Origin of the sequence: Actinoallomurus sp. CA-150999, from assembly GCF_050942425.1 — a bacterium.
GTDB lineage: Bacteria > Actinomycetota > Actinomycetes > Streptosporangiales > Streptosporangiaceae > Actinoallomurus.
Genome location: NZ_CP192063.1, coordinates 6,644,452 through 6,663,019 on the forward strand (window position 1 = coordinate 6,644,452; position 18,568 = coordinate 6,663,019).

An 18,568-nucleotide genomic window follows, 5' to 3' on the forward strand; every position below is an offset into this window, starting at 1 on the left:
TCACGGCTTCGTTGTCGTCGGACGGATCACTGCCATACGCGTTACGGTGAGCTCTTCGATGGCGAACCTCGGGCCCTCCCGTCCGGCCCCGGAGTCCTTCACGCCGCCGTACGGCATGACGTCGGAACGGAAGCCGGGAACCTCATTGACGACCACCCCGCCCACCTCCAGGCGGTCGAGAGCGGCGAACGCCGTGTCGAGGGAGCCGGTGTAGACGCTCGCGTGCAGTCCGTAGCGCGAGTCGTTGACCAGGTCGAAGGCAGTCTCCAGATCGGGGACGGACCGTACCGCGACCACGGGGCCGAAGACCTCCTCGTTCCAGACGGAGAGGGCGCGGTCCACGTCGAGCAGCACGGCGGGCTCGATCACGCCCTCGCTGACCCGGCCTCCGGCCACCAGCGACGCCCCCGCGTCCACCGCCTCCTCCAGCCACGCGCGCACCCGCTCGGTCGACCGCTCGTCGATGAGCGCCGAGACCCTCGTCGCCGGATCGCGGGGATCGCCCACGACCACCTGGGCCACTCGCTCCGTCAGGCGGGCCACGAACTCCTTCCGCACGGCGTCCACCACGATGACCCGCTGCACGCTGATGCACGCCTGGCCCGACGCGTAGTACCCGCCGCGCACCACCGCGTCGGCGGCGGCGTCGAGGTCGGCGTCGGCGGCCACCACCAATGCGGCGTTGGAGCCGAGTTCGAGCAGCACCTTGGTGGGTGCCGCGTCCCGGGCGATCTGGTGGCCCACGGCGGCGGATCCGGTGAAGGACACCGCCCCGATCCGGCGGTCGGTGGTCAGCGCGACGCCCACCTCCGGTCCCCCGGTCACCAGCTGCACCGCCGCCTGCGGCGCGCCGCCGGCACGAAGGGCCTCGCGGAGGAGGTGCACCAGCCACAGCGAGGCGAGCGGCGTCTGCGGGGCGGGCTTGGCGATGACCGGGCAGCCGGCGGCCAGCGATGGCGCGATCTTGTGCGCGGCGAGCAGCAGCGGGTAGTTGAAGCCCGCGATGCCCACCACCACGCCGATCGGCTTGCGGGTCCAGAACCCGAGCAGCCCCTCCCCCGACGGCAGCAGGTCCAGCGGCACCGTCTCGCCGTGCAGCCGGGCCACTTCCTCGGCCGCCGTCAGCAGTGTCAGCAGGGTGCGCTCAACCTCGACGCGGCAGTCGACCAGCGGCTTGCCGGTCTCCAGGACCAGGAGCCGCTCGAAGTCGGCGCGCCGGGAGGCGATCGCCTCGTGCGTCGCGAGCAGTGCCGCCCTGCGTGTGTGCGAGGGAAGCCGGCCGACCTGCTCACGGACCGCGACCGCCGCGTCCACCGCCTGGCGTGCGAGGCCGCCGTTCCCGACCGGCGCCCGCGCGACGAGCGTCCCGTCGTAGGGAAAGCGGACGTCCTCGGCGGCGGGTGCCGCCACCCAACCGTCCCCGATGGGAAGCCCCTCGGGGAACTCCCTCCCCACGAGGCTGTCGGGTTCGTCCTGGGTGGTCACGGTCGGTACTCCCGGTTGAGGTCGGCCGCCGACACTCCGGACAGTGCCCTGCCCAGAGTCGGGACGGCGGCGATGAGCCTGCGTGTGTAGGAATGTTCCGGTTCCTCGTACACCTGCTCCGTGGACCCGGTCTCCACGATCTGCCCGTCATGCATGACCGCTACCCGGTCGCACACGTGACGGACCACGGACAGGTCGTGGGAGACGAAGACGAGCGTGAGGGACAGCTCGTCGACGAGGTCGGCGAGGAGGTTGAGCACCTGGGCCCGTACGGACACGTCCAGGGCGCTCACCGGCTCATCGGCCACCAGGACCTTCGGGCGGGGGGCGAGAGCGCGCGCGATCGAGATGCGCTGCCGCTGGCCTCCGGAGAACTGGTGCGGATACCGGTCCGCCGCCTCGGCTCCCAGGCCGACGGCCTCGAGCAGCTCGGCCACCCGCTCCTTGCGGTTCCGGTGCCCCTGCGCGACGAGCGGCTCGGCCACGATGTCGCCGACGCGCATGCGCGGGTCCAGCGCACTCATCGGGTCCTGGAACACGAGTTGCAGCCGCTCGCGGACGAACCGGAGCCGTCTCTCCCGGAGCCCGGTGATGTCCCGCCCGTCGATCGCGACGCTGCCGCTGGTGGGGCGGTCGAGCCCGGCCATGATCCGCAGCAGGGTCGACTTGCCGCACCCCGACTCGCCCACGATGCCGAACCGTTCCCCCGGGGAGATGGCGAGGCTGACGCCGCGTAGGGCGTGCACCGGCGGACTGGGGTGGCGAAGCGAGGTACGAGGCCGCCGGTAGTGGCGCGTGACGTCGCGGACGCTGATGGCGTCGACGGGCCCGGGGGTGCTGGTCGGCTGCTCAGCCACGGCCGGCCTCCTGGTTCGTGGGTAGGCCGGTCTCGCGTGTGCCGCTCTCGGGTACCGGGTGGAAGCAGGCGTAGCCGGAGTCCGGCCCGGTCGAGACCCATTCCGGCCTGGTGGCGCACATGTCGGTCGCCTGAGCGCACCTGTTTCGGAAGACGCATCCGGCGGGGAACCGGCCCGCCGGCGGAACCGACCCGGCGATCGTGGCCAGCCGACCGCGGTCGTCGACCACGGTCAGGTCCGACGCGCCGATCAGGCCCTGGGTGTAGCGGTGCCGGGGGCGCGTGAACACCTCCCGCACCGGGCCGGACTCGACCAACCGCCCGCCGTACATGACCATGACCCGCTCGCAGACGGTGGCCACCACGGCCAGGTCGTGGGTGATGAAGAGCATGGCCGACCTGCGGTCCTCGACGCCCCGTACGATCAGGTCGAGCACCCGCGCCTGCACCGTGACGTCGAGTGCGGTGGTGGGCTCGTCGCAGACCAGGAGCGCGGGGTCGTTCGCGAGGGCGATGGCCAGCACCACCCGCTGCCGCTGGCCTCCGGAGAACTGGTGCGGATAGGCGTTCGCGGCGCTCGCGGGATCGGGTAGCCCCACCTGGGCGAGCAGTTCCACGGCCGCCGCTCGGGCGGACGCGCGGTCGGGCCTGGTCCGGTGGACCAGCAGCGCCTCGGTGATCTGCCGCCCGACCCTCATCGTGGGATTCAGAGCGGTCATGGGCTCCTGGAAGACCATGGCGATCTCCTTGCCGCGTACCTGGGACATCCGCGCCTCGTCGGCGCCCACCAGGTCGTGGCCGACTCCGGCGAGCCGCACCGAACCCGTTGCCCGGAGGCCCTCGGGGAGCAGGCCCATGACGCTCAGCGCCGTCAGCGACTTGCCCGACCCCGATTCACCGATCAGGCCGACCCGCTCGCCGGCCCGGATGGTGAAGTCGACGTCTTCGACGAGTTTGCGGCCGCCCACCGCGACGTCGAGTCTCCGCACGGTCAGGACGTCGTCCGGCCCGGAGACCGGTGCGGCGTCCGGTCCCGAGGCGGGGGCGTCGTCCGGTCCGGACGCCGGTGCCGTGTCGGGTTCCGGGGTCATCGCCGGTCCTCCAGCTTGGGGTCGAAACGGTCGCGCAGGCCGTCACCGAGCAGGTTGAATCCGAGCACCGCCACCGCGATCGCGACGCCCGGGAACACGGCGAGCCGGGGGGCGGACCACAGCATCTCCTGGCTCTCCTGCAGCATCCGGCCCCAGGACGGTGTGGGGGGCGGGGTTCCGAAGCCCAGGAAGGACAGCGCGGCTTCGGCGAGTACGGCGATGGCGAAACCGACCGACGCCTGCACGATGACGAGACTGCTGACGTTGGGCAGGACATGCCGCAGGCCGATCGAGAACGGCCCGCGGCCCGCCGCTCGCGCCGCGAGGACGTATTCGGTCCGCATGACCTGCAACGTGCCGCTGCGGGTCAGCCGGGCGAAATGCGGGATGGACGCGATGCCGATGGCGATCATCGCGACCAGCGTGCTGCCGCCGTACACGGCGGCGAACATGATGGTCAGCAGGAGCGCCGGGAAGGCGAGGAGCAGGTCGTTGCCGCGCATCAGCAGCTCACCGAGCCAGCGGGGCGCCATCCCGGCGACGATGCCGAGGGGCACTCCGACCAGGGCGGCGACGCCCACCGCCACGAAGCCGACGAACAGCGTGGTCCGCGAGCCCACCAGGATCTGGCTGAACACGTCGCGGCCGAATTTGTCCGTGCCGAACCAGTACTCCAGTGACGGCTTCTCCAGCCGCGCCGAGGGGTTCACCAGGGTCGGGTCGTGCGGCGTCCACACGAAGGACAGCAGCGCCATGGCGAACACGACCGAGACGATGAGGCCGCCCGCCACGAGGCTGCCCGTCATCGGGCGGCGCCGCCGGCGGCCGCCGGGCACCGCGGACGCGACCTCGGCCTCCGTGTCCAGAGCACTCATGACGCATCCGCCCTGAGCCGCGGGTCGATCATCAGATAGACCGCGTCCACCAGGAAGTTCACGAGCAGCACCGCCGCTGCGATGATCATGACCACGTCCTGCACCATGATGAGGTCGCGGTTGGCGACGCTGTCCAGCAGCAGGCTTCCGAGCCCGGGGATGGCGAAGACCCGTTCGATGACGACGGCGCCGACCAGCAGCGTGGCGAGCTGCAACCCCATGACGGTGACCACGGGCACCGCCGCGTTCCGCAGTCCGTGCCGCAGCAGCGCCCGCGTGGGCCGAAGTCCTTTGGCGCGAGCGGTGCGCAGATAGTCCTCCCGGAGGACGTCGAGCACGGCGCTGCGGACGTAGCGGGTGAGCACTGCCGCCTGCACCAGTCCGAGGGACAGCGCGGGCAGCACCAGCTGCTTGAGGAACAGGACCGGATCCTGCGCCGGAGGTGTCCAGCCGTTCGCCGGCAGCCAGCCGAGCCCCACCGCGAACACGGTGATCAGGAGGATGCCCGCGAGGAAGGCCGGGACGGCCACGCCGACCTGGGACAGGGCCGAGAGGAAGAGCCCGGACGGCCTGCGGTGCCGCATGGCCATGAGCGTTCCCATGGGGACCGCCAGGATGCACGCGATCACCATCCCGGCGCCGACGAGCCACAGGGTGACCTGGAGGCGGTCGGCGATCTGCGGCCCGATCGCCGCGTGGGAGATGTAGGAGTTCCCCGGATGGAAGGTCACCAGTCCGCGTACCCAGCCGAGGTACTGGTTCACCAGCGGCCGGTCGAGCCCGAACTCCTCGCGCAGTTGCGCCACCGCCGAGGGCGACGCGTTGACGCCGAGGGCGACGCGGGCCGGATCCCCTGGCAGCACCGCCATGAACGCGAACACCATCACGGAGCTCACGACGAGGCCGGCCAGGAGGATCACGACCCGCTGCACCAGACGGACGATCATCGGTTGGGGCCGCCTTTCACGACCGGCCCACGCCGGTGAGATCCAGGGACTCGGAGATGTAGTTCGCGGGCAGTCCGGTGATGCCCTTCTCCGCCACCATCAGGTTCGGCAGCAGGAACAGCCAGTCGGCCGCGGCGTCCTTGGACAGAAGCCGGGCGGCCGCCTGCATGGAGGTGATCTGCTCCTCCTGCGTGCCCTCGTCCGCCTTCTTCAGCAACGCGCGGAACTCGGGGTTGTCGTAGCGGGTGTAGTAGGTCTTGTCCCCGAACACCGTCTCGATGTCGCGCGGCTCCACGTGGGCGATGATGGACATGTCGTAGTCGGCGTTCTTGAACACGGTGGTCAGCCAGGCGGCGGGGAACTCCAGCTGGTCGAGCTTCACCTTGAACCCGGCCTGTTCGAGCTGGCTCTTGACCACGGTGCCGCACGCGGTGGCGTACGGCAGTGTCGGAAGCCGCAGCCGCAGCGTGGTGCCGGCTTCGCCGGACTCCTGAAGGAGCTGCTTGGCCTTGCTGCGGTCGAACGGATAGTCGTTCGTGAGGTCCTGGTACCACGGGTCGGTCGGCGGGACCATGCTGCCGATGAGCTTGCCGCGGCCTGCCCAGCAGGTGTCCATCAGGGCTTTGTGGTCGATGGCGTAGCGGACCGCCTGGCGGACCTTCGGATTCTTCAGCGGGCCCGAGCCGTTGTTGAAGGAGAGGACCACCTCGCCGTTGGTCGAGCCTTCGATGACCTTGTACTTCGGGTTGTTCTGGAACCGGCTGAGGGCGTCCGGGGGCTGAAACGTTCCGATCGCGTTGATGGTGCCGGTGAGCAGCGCGTTCTGCATGGCCGTCGGGTCCTTGTAGTACTTGAGGACGACTGACGCGAACTGCGGTTTGCGGCCCCAGTAGCCGGCATTACGGTCCAGCGTGATCGAGTCGCCGCGGGTCCACTTCTTCATCACGTACGGGCCGGTGCCCACCGGCTCGGTGGCCAGGTTGCTCACGCCGGTCCGGCTGAACATCGCGCCGACGCGAGTGGTCATCCAGTACAGCCAGTCGTTGCTCGGCGCTTTCAGGGTGACCTTCAGTTCGGTGGGCGACACCGCCTGCACCGTGTCGACGTCGTCCATCCGGGACTTCAGCGATACCGTCCAGTCGGACTTGACGCGTTCGATGGAGAACTTGGCGTCCTCGGCCGTGAACGGTGCGCCATTGCTGAACTTGGCGTTCTTGACCAGCTGGAACGTGTACGTCTTGCGGTCCGTGGACATGTTCCACGACGTGGCCAGGTCGGGCTGTATCTTCCCGGACTGGTCCAGCCTCACCAGGTTCTCGTAGACGTTGTAGAGCAGTGCCTGCGGAATGGCGGCGCCGTCGGTCTTGGTGAAGTCGAGGCTGCCGGGCTCGGCGATGAGGCCGACCTTCAGGGTGTCGCCGGCGGAGCCGCCGGTGCCGTTTCCGGATGCCGTGGACCCGGCCGAGCAGGCCGCCAGCAGCAGGCATGCGAGCGTGGCCGCGACCGTCCCGATGTGCCTCGTCAGCTGCTTGTCATGTCTCAATGTTCTACCCCTGGCTCCCGGTATGACGGCGAGCCGCACGACCTTGGTGTCCCGCGCCATGGACGCCACCTTTCGCCGTGACTGGCCTGACCAGTAAACTCACTTGCCAGGTACGAAAGCGACTGAAGCTGTTCTTGTCAAGGGGCCGGTTAACCGAAGGAGAGTGCGGGTGCTCACGGAACAGGGCCTGGCCGCGATGCCGGCCGTCGAGATGGTGACCGGATTCGCTGACCGCACGTTGTCTCCCGTCCAGGTCCACGACGCCGTGCAGTCGGTGATCGAGGCGCGCGAGGGTGTGCTCAACGCGTTCTGGACGCGGGATCCGGACGAGTCCCGCAAGGCGGCTCTGGCCAGCGAGGCCCGATGGGCGGCGGGGGAACCGCTCGGGCCCATCGATGGCGTGCCGGTGACGCTGAAGGAGAACATCGCCCGCAGGGGCGTCCCCATGACCTCGGGCAATGCGGGGGTCGAGCCGGTCGTCCCCGAATTGGACGCGCCCATCGCCGCGCGGGTCGTCGAATCCGGTGGGGTGATACTCGGGTCGACCGTGATGCCGGACTGGGGCATGCTCTCCTCCGGGGTCTCCAGCCGGCACGGCATTTCGCGCAGCCCCTGGAACGCGTCCTGGACCACGGGCGGCTCCAGCTCCGGTGCGGGGGCCGCGGCCGCCGGAGGGTACGGCCCGCTCCACGTCGGCACCGACATCGGGGGATCGATCCGGCTGCCGGGCACCTGGCTGGGCCTCGCCACGCTCAAGCCCAGCTACGGGCGGATCCCGCTCGACACCCCGTACCTGGGGCGCAGCGCCGGCCCCATGACGCGCACCGTGGCGGACGCGGCGCTGTTCATGCGGGTCCTGAGCCGGCCGGATCCCCGGGACTGGTCAAGCCTGCCGCCGCAGGACATCGACTGGTCGGCGCTGGACGGCGATGTGCGCGGACTGCGGGTGGGGGTGCACCTGGACGCCGCCTGCGGGGAGCCATGCGACGCCGAGATCCTCGCCGCGGTGGGCCGCGCCGCCGAGGTCTTCGAAGCGACGGGAGCCGTCGTGGAGCCGGTCGAGCCGTTCATGAGCCAAGAGCTCCTGGACGACCTGGATCTGTTCTGGCGCGTGCGGTCCTGGAACGACTTCCGCGAACTGGCGCCCGAGGCCCGGCCGCGCGTCCACCCCTACATCATCCAATGGTGTCAGGAGGGCGCGGACGTGCCGGGCACGACGGTGCTCCAGTGTTACCAGCAGATCATGCGCATCCAGGCGCGGACCGTTGCGGCGACGGTTCCGTACGATCTGGTGCTCTCGCCGGTGGCGCCGGTGGCGGCGTTTCCCGCCGAGCAGCCGATGCCGTTCATGGGGGACGGGAAGACCATGTCCCACATCGGCTTCACCGCGCCGTACAACATGTCGGGACAGCCCGCGGCGACCGTCAACTGCGGTTTCACGGCGGACCGCCGGCCCATCGGGGTGCAGATCGCGGGCCGCCGCTTCGACGATCTCGGCGTCTTGAGGGCGGCCGCGTGGTACGAACGGAACCGCCCGGCCGAGGCCGTTCCGCATTGGCCGGACGGCACTCCAGGGGCGCCCACCGGGGAGATGACGACAGAGGGGAAGAAACCGTGAGTGAGGGGGCGCAGTTCCAGCAGGTCTCGCCGGTACGGCTCTACCAGCGCATCGTCGAGCAGATCGAGCAGGCGATCGTGAGAGGTGACCTGAAACCCGGTCAACGGCTGCCGAGCGAGCGAGAGCTGGTAACGCAGTTCGGCGCGAGTCGGCCCACGGTGCGGGAGGCCTTGCGCGTGCTGGAGAGCAACGGCCTCGTCCGCTCGCGCCCGGGTGACCCGAACGGCCCGGAGATCCTGCCGTTCTCGTCGGCCGGCCTGACCAAGGAGATGACCCGGCTCGTCCAGTTCGACAGCATGTCGATGGCCGAGCTGATCTCGTTCCGCATGATCCTCGACGGGTCGGCGAGCCTGCTGGCGGCCCGGCTGCGAACCGAGGAGGAGCTGTCCTCCATGGAACGGACGCTCGCCGCCATGTCGGACGCGATCGAGGCAGGGTACGAGGAGTTCAGCAAGGCGGACGTCGCATTTCATGAGGCGGTGGCCCAGGCCGGCCGTAACTCCCTCATCGAGGTCTGCAACCAGGTGGTCCGGGGCGCCGTCCTCTCGCTGATCTCGGACAAGGTCGCCCATGCGCGCAACAGCACCGCGCTCATGCGGGAGTCGCTCCACCACCACCAGAAGGTGCTCGAGGCGATCCGGGTACGGGACGGCCTGGCGGCGGCACGAATCTCGCGGCGCAATCTCTACGACTACTACGCCGGATACGTCCCCGAGAGCGAGCAGGGGCGGCTGCTCGCACTCCTGGACGACGAAGAGATCTGAGGTGGCCGGCCTCGCGTCCACGCGGGACCGGCCACACCGTTGAGCCGGCGAGCTCACACCTGCGTGTTGATCTCGGCGGCGGCTCGTTCGCCGGAGGCGACGGCGGCGTTGAGGGTGGCGTTGTCGACGTCGGTGTGTTCGCCGGCGAAGTGGATGTTGCCTTCCTGGACGGCTTCGTAGCCGGCGAAGGTGGTGTACTGGCCGACCTTGTAGAAGTGGTAGGCGCCTTGGTGCCAGGGGTCCAGTGACCAGTGGTCTTCATAGGCCTTGCCGTTGTAGGCGGCGGTGGTGCCGGGGAAGACGTTTTCGATCTGGTCGAGGAACCAGGTCACGTCGGCGGCGGGAGCGGGTCCGTGGGCGGCGCCGGTGAGGGTCGTACGGGCGACGTCGCCGCCGGGGAAGTTGACCAGGAGTGCGGGGGATCCGTTGGCGCCGAGGTCGACGGATCCGTCCCACGCGGTCTGGTAGCCGGTGGGGCCGGTGTTGCTGACGCCGTTGAAGCCGACGCTCGGCCAGGTCTTCTCGGTGAGCTGGAGGACGAGCTTGGCGTTCTGGCCCATGCCCTGCTGCTGGATGGCGGTGGTCTTGAGGGAGGACAGCCCGGCCTTGGTGAGGTCGACGTCGCGGAGCGTGGCGAAGGGCAGGGCGAGCACGACGTGGTCGGCCTGGACGCAGACGGTGGTGCCGCCGTTGTCGAAGGTGCAGGCGTAGCTGCCGTCGGTGTTGCGGGCGAGGGCGATCAGTTCGTACCCCTGCCGTACGGTCCCGGAGGGCAGCTGGGCGAGCATGCCGGTGACCAGACGGTCGTTGCCGCCCGCGATGTGGTACTTCTCGTCGAATCCAGGGCCGCCGTCGAAGGTGGAGGACGCGCCGAGGAAGCCGATCATCCCGACCGCCGACGCCTCGTCGGGGCCGCCGCCGCTCTGGAGCTGGATGGACTCGATGAGCTGGGTGAGGGGGGCGCCGGAGGACAGTCCGATGGAGGAGAGGTAGTCCAGGCAGGACATCTGGTCAAGTTCCCGCGCGGCGGCGGTGAAGTCGTTGTAGCGGGGGGTGCCCATCGCGGTGTAGGAGTTGTGGAACGCGGTGTAGGCGTCGGCGACCCAGTCGCTCTGCTGCCGGCTTCCGTTGTAGGGGGCGTTGTCGATCCAGCCCGCGTAGTCCCCGTGGGTCAGTTCTCCTCCGTTGGCGAACTCGGTCTTCAGCCCGAGCGATTTGGCCAGCGCGAGCGCGGCGGTGTCGGTGGAGCTGATGAACGATCCGCCGTGTTCACTGACCTGGCCCGCGTCGTAGAAGCCGCGCAGCGACCAGCAGCGACCGCCGATGTGGGTGGTGTCGGCGTCGTAGACGGTGCTGGCCAGCGGTCGCGCCTGGTTCCACAGCAGATGTGCGCAGCGGAGCCCGGCCAGTCCCGCGCCGATGATGACGATGCGCGGCGCCGTCGCCGCCGAGGCTCTAGCCCGGCTCGTGAGCGGGGCCGCGAGCGCGCCCGCGGCGAGCGCGGTCACACCGCCCAGGAGCGCGCGGCGGGAGACGCGGCGCTCCGGCGAGGCCGACTCTCGGGAGCGTTCGCCGGCGAGTTCGGCGACCGGGATTCCCCGGCGGCGGGACTCGGCCTCGAGCGCGAAGGCCTTCCGCAGCGGGTTGGGCAGACCGGAGCCGGTGATCGGGCGGGAGGGAGGCGTGGGGCGCATAGGGGTTCCTCCAGGTGCGGCGGAGTAGCGGGCCCGGCAGGGGCCCTACAGCCGAATGGAGGAGAGTGAAACCCGGGCGAATCACTGTTGTCAACACTGTTGCGCCATCTCGGTCCCGAGCGATGCGCCGTCTCAGTCCCGAGCGACGGCGTGTCCGTCGGGTCGAGCGCGCCGCTCTTCGGCACACCGTTCGATGGCGGTGACCAGGGCCTCCACGCGAGCGTGGTAGATCTGGTCGTCGGTGACCGTGGCGAGTTCGTCGCCGAGCCGGGTGATGTGCGGGAAGCCGTCCGGGTCGACCAGCCGGTACTCCTGGGTCCACGACGACTCGTCGCCCTCGCGCGCCGTTTGGTCCAGCAGCAGGTAGGCGGCCCGCTGCCCCACGTACGCCAGGATCGAGTCGCCGACCATGCGGTAGTGGACGACCGCGTCCATCCCCTCGAGGCCGGCCTCGGTGACCGCTCCCAGGATCAGCTCGACCACCCGGAACTCATTGGCGCGCCGAGTCGTACGGCTGGTCATCAGCGAGCCGACCACGGGGTACTTCAGCGCCACCCTCAGGGACCCGGCGGCCAGTTCCCGCAGCCGGTCCTTCCAGCCGAGCCCGGCCGGGATCCCGTCCAGCACCTCGCCCAGCGTCCGGTCGGCGACCGACAGCAGCAGTTCGTCCTTGTCGCGGAAATGCCGGTAGACGGCGGTCGGGTCGGTGCCCAGCTCCTCTCCGAGCCGGCGGACGGTGAAGGCGTCGGCGCTCCCCCGGGCCGCGATGCGCAGGCTCGCCTGGATGATGGCCTCGCGGTTGAGCTGGCTTCCCGATCGCTTGGTGGGCCGGGACCGGGACTGGCGTTGTGCGGGCTTGGTCATGGTGGCCGCAGTGTAACAAGTCGGAAACGAGAGAGCGCAACACTGTTGACATCAGCTTTGCGCTAAGCGTTCACTCCCATATCACCGCAGTTGAGATGCAGAGAGGGGCGCGAATGCCGAGCTCAGCCGACCTGGTGTTGAAGGGAGGCCGGGTCTTCGCCGGAGGCGGGTCCCGGCCGGCGGCCGTCGCGGTCACCGGCGGCCGCGTCCAGGCCGTCACGGCGGACATCGAGGGCCACATCGGCAGGAACACCCAGGTCGTGGACCTGGAGGGCGGTCTACTGATGCCGGGTTTCCAGGACGCTCACAACCATGCGGCATTCGCGGGCGTGCAGCTGCTGCGCTGCGACCTGTCCGGCGAAGCCGATGCCGCCGGCTACCTGCGGAAGGTGGCCGCCTACGCGGCCGCCCACCGTGAGGCGGCCTGGATCCAGGGCGGCGGCTGGTCGATGGACGCCTTCCCCGGCGGAGTCCCGACGCGGCAGATGCTCGACGAGATCGTCCCGGACCGACCGGTGATGCTCACCAACCGCGACGGTCACGGCGCCTGGGTCAACACCGAGGCCCTGCGACGGGCCGGGATCGACCGCGACACCTCCGATCCCGGCGACGGCCGGATCGAGCGGGAGCCCGACGGCACCCCGGGCGGCGTCCTCCAGGAGGGAGCCATGGGCTTGATCTCCGTCCCCGCCGCCACCCGGGAGGAGGGCCGGCTCGGCCTGCTGGCGGCACAACGCTACTTGTTCTCGCTCGGCGTCACTGCCTGGCAAGACGCCAATATCGGCACATATCCTGGCAACTCAGATAATTTCGATACATATCAGGCAGCCGCCGAGTCCGGCGAGCTTCGGGCGCGGGTGGTCGGGGCGCTGTGGTGGGACCGCGAACGCGGCCTGGAACAGATCCCCGAGCTCCTGGAACGCCGCCACGCCGCCCACGGGGAACGGTTCCGAGCGACCACCGTCAAGATCATGCTGGACGGGATCGCCGAGAACTTCACCGCGAGCCTGCTGGAGCCGTACCTGGACGCGTGCGGCTGTCCCACCGCGAACGAGGGGTTGAGCTTCATCGAGCCCAGGCTTCTGGAGGAGGCCGTCACCCGCTTGGACGCGGAGGGTTTCCAGATCCACTTCCACGCGCTCGGTGACCGCGCCGTACGCCAGGCCCTGGACGGGCTGGCCGCCGCACGCGACGTCAACGGCCCGGGCGACAACCGGCATCATCTGGCCCACCTCCAGCTCGTCCACCCCGACGACCTGGGCCGCTTCGCCGAGGTCGGCGCCGCCGCGAACATCCAGGCGCTGTGGGCCGCCCACGAGCCGCAGATGGACGAGCTCACGATCCCCTTCCTCGGCCCGGACCGATCCCGGCTCCAGTACCCTTTCGGGGACCTTTTGCGGGCGGGAGCCCGTCTGGTGGCCGGCAGCGACTGGTCGGTGAGCAGTCCCGATCCGCTGGCGGCCATCCACGTCGCGGTCAACCGTGCCCAGTACGGCCGTGACCAGAAGCCGTTCTATCCCGAGCAGTCCCTGACCCTCGCCCAGGCGATGACGGCCTACACCGAGGGCAGTGCCTGGATCAATCACCTCGACGCGGTCACCGGCACCGTGGAGGTCGGCAAGTACGCCGACCTGGCCGTCCTGGACCGCGACCCGTTCGCCGGCCCCCCTGAGGAGATCGGCGCAGCCCATGTCCGCCGCACCTACGTCGAAGGTCGTCTCGTTCACAGTGAGGACCCGCAGTGAAGCACCACCTCAAGACCTCGGCGGTACTCGCCCTCGCCGCGCTGACCGCCGCCTGCAGCGGCACTGCCCGCTCCAACGGCAAGACGACCACGTACCAGCTGACCGCCGGGACCGGCACGCCCCGCGCTGACCTGAACTCCTTCACCTGGTCGATCTATGCCGAGCCGACCTCCATCGACTACGCCCAGTCCTTCGACTACCCGCCCAACCAGGTCCTGGCCAATGTGTGCGAGAGCCTGCTGCGCTGGAAACCCGACCTGAGCTATGGGCCCGCCCTGGCCAGCGGCTACCAGAACCCGACGCCGACCACCTGGGTGTACGACATCCGGCCCGGCGTGCGCTTCCACGACGGCACCAGGCTCACCGCCGACGACGTTGTCACCTCCCTGCGCCGCAACCTCGACCCGCAGGTGGCCAGCGTCTGGGCCACCGCGTTCCGCAACGTCGAATCGGTCACCAAGACCGGCCCGCTCCAGGTCACCGTCGCCCTGAAGAAGCCCGACTCCGCCTTCAACCAGTACATGGCCACCGCCCCCGGCACGATCGAGTCCGCGGCGACCCTGGCCAAGGACGGCAAGGGGTATGGAAGCCCGCAGAAGGGCGTGAACTGCACCGGTCCGTTCAGCTTCGGGTCCTGGACGCCCGGCCAGTCGATCGTCCTCAAGCGGTTCGACGGCTACTGGGACCAAACGCTGAAGGCCCACTCCGGGCAGGTGAAGTTCGTCTTCATCCCCGACCCGACGGCCCGCATCAACGCCTTCCAGAGCGGCGAGGTCGACGGCGGATGGATGCTGCCGCCCGCCTCGTACGACCAGCTGAAGAAGGGCCTGTACTTCGGCCGGTCCACCACCGTCGCCGACGAGGTGGTCTCCAACCTGCACGGCCCGCTCGGCGACCCGCGCGTGCGCCAGGCGCTGCTCATGGCCACCGACCGCAAGGGCCTCATCAGCTCGGGCGCGGGCGGGGTCGGCGACGTGGCGAACTCCCTCGTCACCCCCAACAACTGGAACAACGCACCGGCCGCGATCCGCGGTCAGGTCTCCGCGGCCTCTCCGACGTACCCGTACGACGTCGCCAAGGCCCGCGCCCTCGCCAAGCAGGCAGGCGTGAACGGACAGCAGGTGGTGATCGCCACCAGCCCGCTGGACACCCAGACCACCATCGCCACCCAGGCCGTCGCCCAGGCGGCCACCGCGATCGGCCTCAAGCCGAAGATCGACACGATCTCCACGGACAAGTACACCGCGCTGTTCACCGACCCCGCCGCGCGCAAGGGCATCGACCTGTTCGTGACCTTCTGGTACACCTCCATCACCGATCCGCTCGACATGTACGTCTCGCTGCAGACCGGTTCCTTCAGCAACTACGGTGGCTGGTCGAATTCCGCCTACGACCAGGCGATCGACCAGGCCATCGCCGCCTCCGACCCCACCGCCAAGGCGGAGGCGACCGCCCGGGCACAGAAGATCGCGCTGCAGCAGCTCCCCTGGCTGCCGCTGTACGCCGAACCGGTCAGCCTCTACCTCGGACCGAAGATCACCGGCGTGGCCCCCTCGATCAACTACCTGTACTACCCCTGGGCCGCCTCGATCGGAGCCAAGTGATCCGCCGGCTCGCCGGGATGGCCGCGACCTTGCTGGTCACGTCCTTCCTGGTCTTCGCCTCCCTCTACCTCGCGCCCGGTGACCCGATCGCGTTCCTGGTACGCGGACGCAGCCCCAGCCCCGCGCAGCTCGCGGCGCTGCGCGCCGAGTACCACCTGAACCAGCCCTTCCCGGTCCGCTACTTCGACTGGCTGGTCGGGGTCCTGCACGGCGACTTCGGGCAGTCCTACCTGTTCAACGAGAGCGTCGGCGCGGTGATCTGGTCGCGGCTGCCCGCCACCCTCCTGCTGATCGGCGTCTCGACCGTGCTGATCCTCGGCGTCGGGGTCGGCGCGGGCGTGATCGGCGCGCTGCGGCGGGGTCGCCTCGTGGTCGTCCTGGTGACCGTCGGCGCGGCGATCCCGTCGTTCACCGCCGCGATCGTGCTCCGCTCGGTGTTCGGCGTACGGCTCGGCTGGTTCCCGACGGTCGGCAACGGTTCAGGCCCCCTGGACCAGCTCCACCACGTGATCCTGCCGTCGGTCGCGCTGGCCATCACCTTCATGGCACTGGTCACCCGGGTCACCCGCTCGGCGATGCTGGACGAACTCAAGCGGGAACACGTCGAGGTCGTCCGCAGCCGCGGCCTGCCCGAGGCGACCGTCATCCGGCGGCACGTGCTGCGCAACGCGCTCGGCCCGATCGTCACCGTCTCCGGTCTGCTGGTCTCCGGCCTCCTGGTCTCCACCACGATCGTGGAAACCGCCTTCGGCATGTCGGGCATCGGATCGCTGCTGGTCCAGTCCGTGGAGAAGATGGACTTCCCCGTCGTCCAGGCCATCGTGCTGCTGGTGGTCGGCGCCTTCGTGGTCGTCAACACGCTCGTGGACCTGCTGTACCCGCTCATCGACCCCCGGGTGCGTGCATGATGATGACCCGACTCTGCCTCGTCGTCCTCGGCCTGTTCGCACTCGGCGCGGCCCTCGCCCCGTGGATCGTTCCGTACGACCCCACCATCGGTGAGCTCGGCGACACCTTCGCCGGGATCAGCCCGACGCACTGGCTCGGCACCGACCAGGGTGGCCACGACACCCTCTCCATGCTGGTCGAAGGCAGCCGGACCAGCCTGGTCGCACCGCTGCTCGTGGTCGTCCTCTCCACCGTCGGGGGAACCGCGATCGGACTGGCGGCCGCCTGGCGCGGCGGATGGCTCGACACCGTGGCCGGCCGCGCGCTGGACGTGGTGTTCGCCTTCCCAGCGCTGCTGCTGGCGATCCTGGCGGTCGCGCTGTTCGGCAAGGGACTGACGGCGCCGGTGCTGGCCATGGTCGTCGCCTACCTGCCCTACACCGCCCGGCTGGTCCGCGCCCTCACGGCGCAGGAGAAGGTACGGCCGTACATCGCCGCCTACCAGGTGCAAGGGCACTCCGCCCCGTACATCGCCCTCACCCGGCTGCTGCCCACCATCGCCCCGACCATCCTGGCCCAGTCCACGGTCAACTTCGGCTACGCCCTGCTCGATCTGGCCGCGCTGTCCTTCCTCGGCCTCGGCGTGCAGCCTCCGGCTCCTGACTGGGGAGCAATGATCAACCAAGGGCAGGCCGCGGTCCTCGAAGGCCACCCGCTGTCGGCGATTCTGCCCGCCCTGACCGTGGTCGTCGTCGTGGTCGCCGTCAACATCGTCGGAGACCATCTCGGCGACCGGCTCGCCCTCCGGGAGCCCCGATGACACCCCTGCTGGACATTGACGGCCTGACCGTCACCCTCCCGTCGATGGCCCGCCCGATCCTGGACGCGGTGAACCTGACCGTCGAAGCGGGCGAGGCCGTCGCCCTGGTCGGCGAGTCGGGCTCCGGCAAGTCGGTGACCGCCCGTTCGGCCCTCGGCCTCTTCCCATCCGGCGCTTCGCGATCCGGCGCGGTACGCGTCGACGGCACCGATCTCGTGACCGCGTCACCCGCCGAGATCCAGGCGGTGCGGTCCGGCATCGCGTCGATGGTCTTCCAGGACCCCCGGGCCGGGATCAACCCGGTCCTGCGCATCGGGGACTTTCTCACCGAGCCGCTGCGCCGGGTCCACGGGGCCTCCCGCGCCGAGGCCGACGCTCGTGCACTCGAGTTGCTGACCGCCGTCGGGCTGCCCGACCCCGCCCGCCTCCTGCGTCAGTACCCCCACCAGCTGTCCGGCGGCATGCTGCAGCGCATCATGATCGCCTACGCCCTGACCACCGGCCCCAGGCTTCTCCTGTGCGACGAACCCACCACCGCGCTCGACGTCAGCACCCAGGCCGAGATCATGGCCATCCTCGAGCGGCTCCGCCGCGAGCGGGACCTGGGGCTGCTCCTCATCACCCACGACCTGGAGCTGGCGACCGCGGTCTGCGACCGGGTGTACGTGATGTACGCGGGACGCATCGCCGAGTCCGCGCCGTCCACCACGCTGCTCGCCGCACCACGCCACCCGTACACGATCGGCCTGCTCGGCTCCGCGCCGCCCTTGACCGGGCCTCGGGACCGGCTCCGCCCCGTCCCCGGAACGCCGCTGAGCCTGCGGGAGGCCGCGCCGGGCTGTGCCTTCTTCGCCCGGTGCGCGTTCGCGCGGTCCGGTCGCTGCGACACCACTCCCCCACCGCTGGAACACCACGGCGACGGTGACGTCGCCTGCCACCGCGCCGAGGAAATCACATGACCCCGCTGCTGGAGGCCACCGGCCTGCGCAAGACCTTCGGACCCGTCGTGGCCGTCGACGACCTCTCCTTCACCCTGCACACCGGAGGATCCCTCGGCCTCGTCGGCGAGTCCGGCTCCGGCAAGACGACCACCGCCCGGATGCTCGTCGGGCTCGAGCATCCCGACGAGGGCCGCATCCTCATCGAAGGCCGGCCGCTCACCCGCACGGCCCGAGGACGCGACGCCCGCATCGCCCGGGCCAAATCCGTTCAGATCGTCTTCCAGGATCCGTACCTCTCCCTCGACGGACGGATCAGCATCGGCCGCATGCTCGACGATGTCCTCCGCCTCCACGGCCACCCCGACCGGCCCGCACGGATCAGCGAACTGCTGACCCAGGTCGGCCTCGGCGAACGCGAAGCCGACGCCCTCCCACGGCACCTGTCAGGCGGACAACGACAACGCGCCGCCATCGCCCGAGCCCTCGCCGTCGAACCCAAGATCCTCATCCTCGACGAGGCCGTCTCCGCACTCGACGTCTCCGTCCAGGCCCAGATCCTCAACCTGCTCGCCGACATCCGCGCCACCGCCGACATCGGCATCATCTTCGTCAGCCACGATCTCGCCGTCATCCGCTACCTCTGCGACGACGCCATCGTCATGCACCGCGGCAAAGCCGTCGAACACCAATCCACCGACACCCTCCTCACCGCACCAGAGCACCCCTACACCCGCCTGCTCCGGGGCTCCATCCCCCACCGAGGCTGGGACCCCGACCAGATCTCCCGGCAACGACGAGCCCTTTCCAACACCGACAGTCCCCGCAGGTGACGG

The 18,568-nt window shown here is 70.0% G+C and carries 16 protein-coding genes; 8 read left to right on the forward strand and 8 right to left on the reverse strand.

The genetic code is table 11. The features are described from left to right. From ACQP2O_RS30785 to ACQP2O_RS30810, 6 genes are read right to left on the reverse strand one after another with little or no spacing between them, the layout of a single operon-like run. Positions 1–1,485 carry an aldehyde dehydrogenase family protein gene (locus tag ACQP2O_RS30785; protein ID WP_433171089.1) on the reverse strand — a complete coding sequence of 495 codons (1,485 nt, stop codon included), beginning with the start codon at positions 1,483–1,485 and terminating at the stop codon, positions 1–3. Then, positions 1,482–2,342, reverse strand: coding sequence for an ATP-binding cassette domain-containing protein (locus ACQP2O_RS30790; protein WP_433171091.1), 861 nt, complete (start codon positions 2,340–2,342; stop codon positions 1,482–1,484). Before ACQP2O_RS30790 ends, ACQP2O_RS30785 begins: the two co-directional genes overlap by 4 nt. Further along, a complete protein-coding gene (locus tag ACQP2O_RS30795) occupies positions 2,335–3,432 on the reverse strand; it encodes an ABC transporter ATP-binding protein (protein WP_433171093.1) in 1,098 nt (365 codons plus the stop codon). The genes ACQP2O_RS30790 and ACQP2O_RS30795 overlap by 8 nt, the downstream gene beginning before the upstream one ends. Then, entirely contained in the window at positions 3,429–4,307 is an 879-nt protein-coding gene (locus tag ACQP2O_RS30800) for an ABC transporter permease (protein ID WP_433171094.1), read from the reverse strand. The genes ACQP2O_RS30795 and ACQP2O_RS30800 overlap by 4 nt, the downstream gene beginning before the upstream one ends. After that, the gene (locus ACQP2O_RS30805; RefSeq protein ID WP_433171096.1) at positions 4,304–5,254 is read right to left on the reverse strand and encodes an ABC transporter permease; all 951 of its coding nucleotides are present in this window, start codon (positions 5,252–5,254) and stop codon (positions 4,304–4,306) included. Before ACQP2O_RS30805 ends, ACQP2O_RS30800 begins: the two co-directional genes overlap by 4 nt. Positions 5,255–5,270: 16 nt before the next feature. Then, entirely contained in the window at positions 5,271–6,857 is a 1,587-nt protein-coding gene (locus tag ACQP2O_RS30810) for an ABC transporter substrate-binding protein (protein WP_433171099.1), read from the reverse strand. 109 nt (positions 6,858–6,966) lie between these two features. On the opposite strand from ACQP2O_RS30810, the gene ACQP2O_RS30815 reads away from it, so the two are divergent. Together ACQP2O_RS30815 and ACQP2O_RS30820 are read left to right on the forward strand one after the other, a co-directional pair. Continuing rightward, positions 6,967–8,415: an amidase gene (locus ACQP2O_RS30815; protein WP_433171101.1), complete on the forward strand. Its 1,449-nt coding sequence runs from the start codon at positions 6,967–6,969 to the stop codon at positions 8,413–8,415. Next, positions 8,412–9,179, forward strand: a complete 768-nt coding sequence (locus ACQP2O_RS30820; RefSeq protein WP_433171103.1) for a FadR/GntR family transcriptional regulator — start codon at positions 8,412–8,414, stop codon at positions 9,177–9,179. The genes ACQP2O_RS30815 and ACQP2O_RS30820 overlap by 4 nt, the downstream gene beginning before the upstream one ends. 53 nt (positions 9,180–9,232) lie before the next feature. Here ACQP2O_RS30820 and ACQP2O_RS30825 read toward each other — a convergent pair whose 3' ends face one another. After that, positions 9,233–10,873 carry a flavin monoamine oxidase family protein gene (locus ACQP2O_RS30825; protein WP_433171105.1) on the reverse strand — a complete coding sequence of 547 codons (1,641 nt, stop codon included), beginning with the start codon at positions 10,871–10,873 and terminating at the stop codon, positions 9,233–9,235. 132 nt (positions 10,874–11,005) lie between these two features. After that, the gene (locus ACQP2O_RS30830; RefSeq protein WP_433171107.1) at positions 11,006–11,737 is read right to left on the reverse strand and encodes a TetR/AcrR family transcriptional regulator; all 732 of its coding nucleotides are present in this window, start codon (positions 11,735–11,737) and stop codon (positions 11,006–11,008) included. 113 nt (positions 11,738–11,850) lie between these two features. On the opposite strand from ACQP2O_RS30830, the gene ACQP2O_RS30835 reads away from it, so the two are divergent. Genes ACQP2O_RS30835 through ACQP2O_RS30860 form a run of 6 tightly spaced genes read left to right on the forward strand, consistent with a single transcriptional unit; the run spans position 11,851 to position 18,565 of the window. Next, positions 11,851–13,482 (forward strand): amidohydrolase, encoded by a 1,632-nt coding sequence (locus tag ACQP2O_RS30835; protein ID WP_433171109.1) that lies wholly within the window; start codon positions 11,851–11,853, stop codon positions 13,480–13,482. Further along, positions 13,479–15,086, forward strand: coding sequence for an ABC transporter substrate-binding protein (locus ACQP2O_RS30840; protein WP_433171111.1), 1,608 nt, complete (start codon positions 13,479–13,481; stop codon positions 15,084–15,086). The genes ACQP2O_RS30835 and ACQP2O_RS30840 overlap by 4 nt, the downstream gene beginning before the upstream one ends. Next, positions 15,083–15,994, forward strand: coding sequence for an ABC transporter permease (locus ACQP2O_RS30845; protein ID WP_433171112.1), 912 nt, complete (start codon positions 15,083–15,085; stop codon positions 15,992–15,994). Before ACQP2O_RS30840 ends, ACQP2O_RS30845 begins: the two co-directional genes overlap by 4 nt. Continuing rightward, positions 15,991–16,794 (forward strand): ABC transporter permease, encoded by an 804-nt coding sequence (locus ACQP2O_RS30850; protein ID WP_433171114.1) that lies wholly within the window; start codon positions 15,991–15,993, stop codon positions 16,792–16,794. Before ACQP2O_RS30845 ends, ACQP2O_RS30850 begins: the two co-directional genes overlap by 4 nt. Continuing rightward, positions 16,791–17,753, forward strand: a complete 963-nt coding sequence (locus ACQP2O_RS30855) for an ABC transporter ATP-binding protein (RefSeq protein WP_433171115.1) — start codon at positions 16,791–16,793, stop codon at positions 17,751–17,753. The genes ACQP2O_RS30850 and ACQP2O_RS30855 overlap by 4 nt, the downstream gene beginning before the upstream one ends. Beyond that, positions 17,750–18,565, forward strand: a complete 816-nt coding sequence (locus tag ACQP2O_RS30860; protein WP_433171117.1) for an ABC transporter ATP-binding protein — start codon at positions 17,750–17,752, stop codon at positions 18,563–18,565. Before ACQP2O_RS30855 ends, ACQP2O_RS30860 begins: the two co-directional genes overlap by 4 nt. Positions 18,566–18,568: the final 3 nt, after the last annotated feature.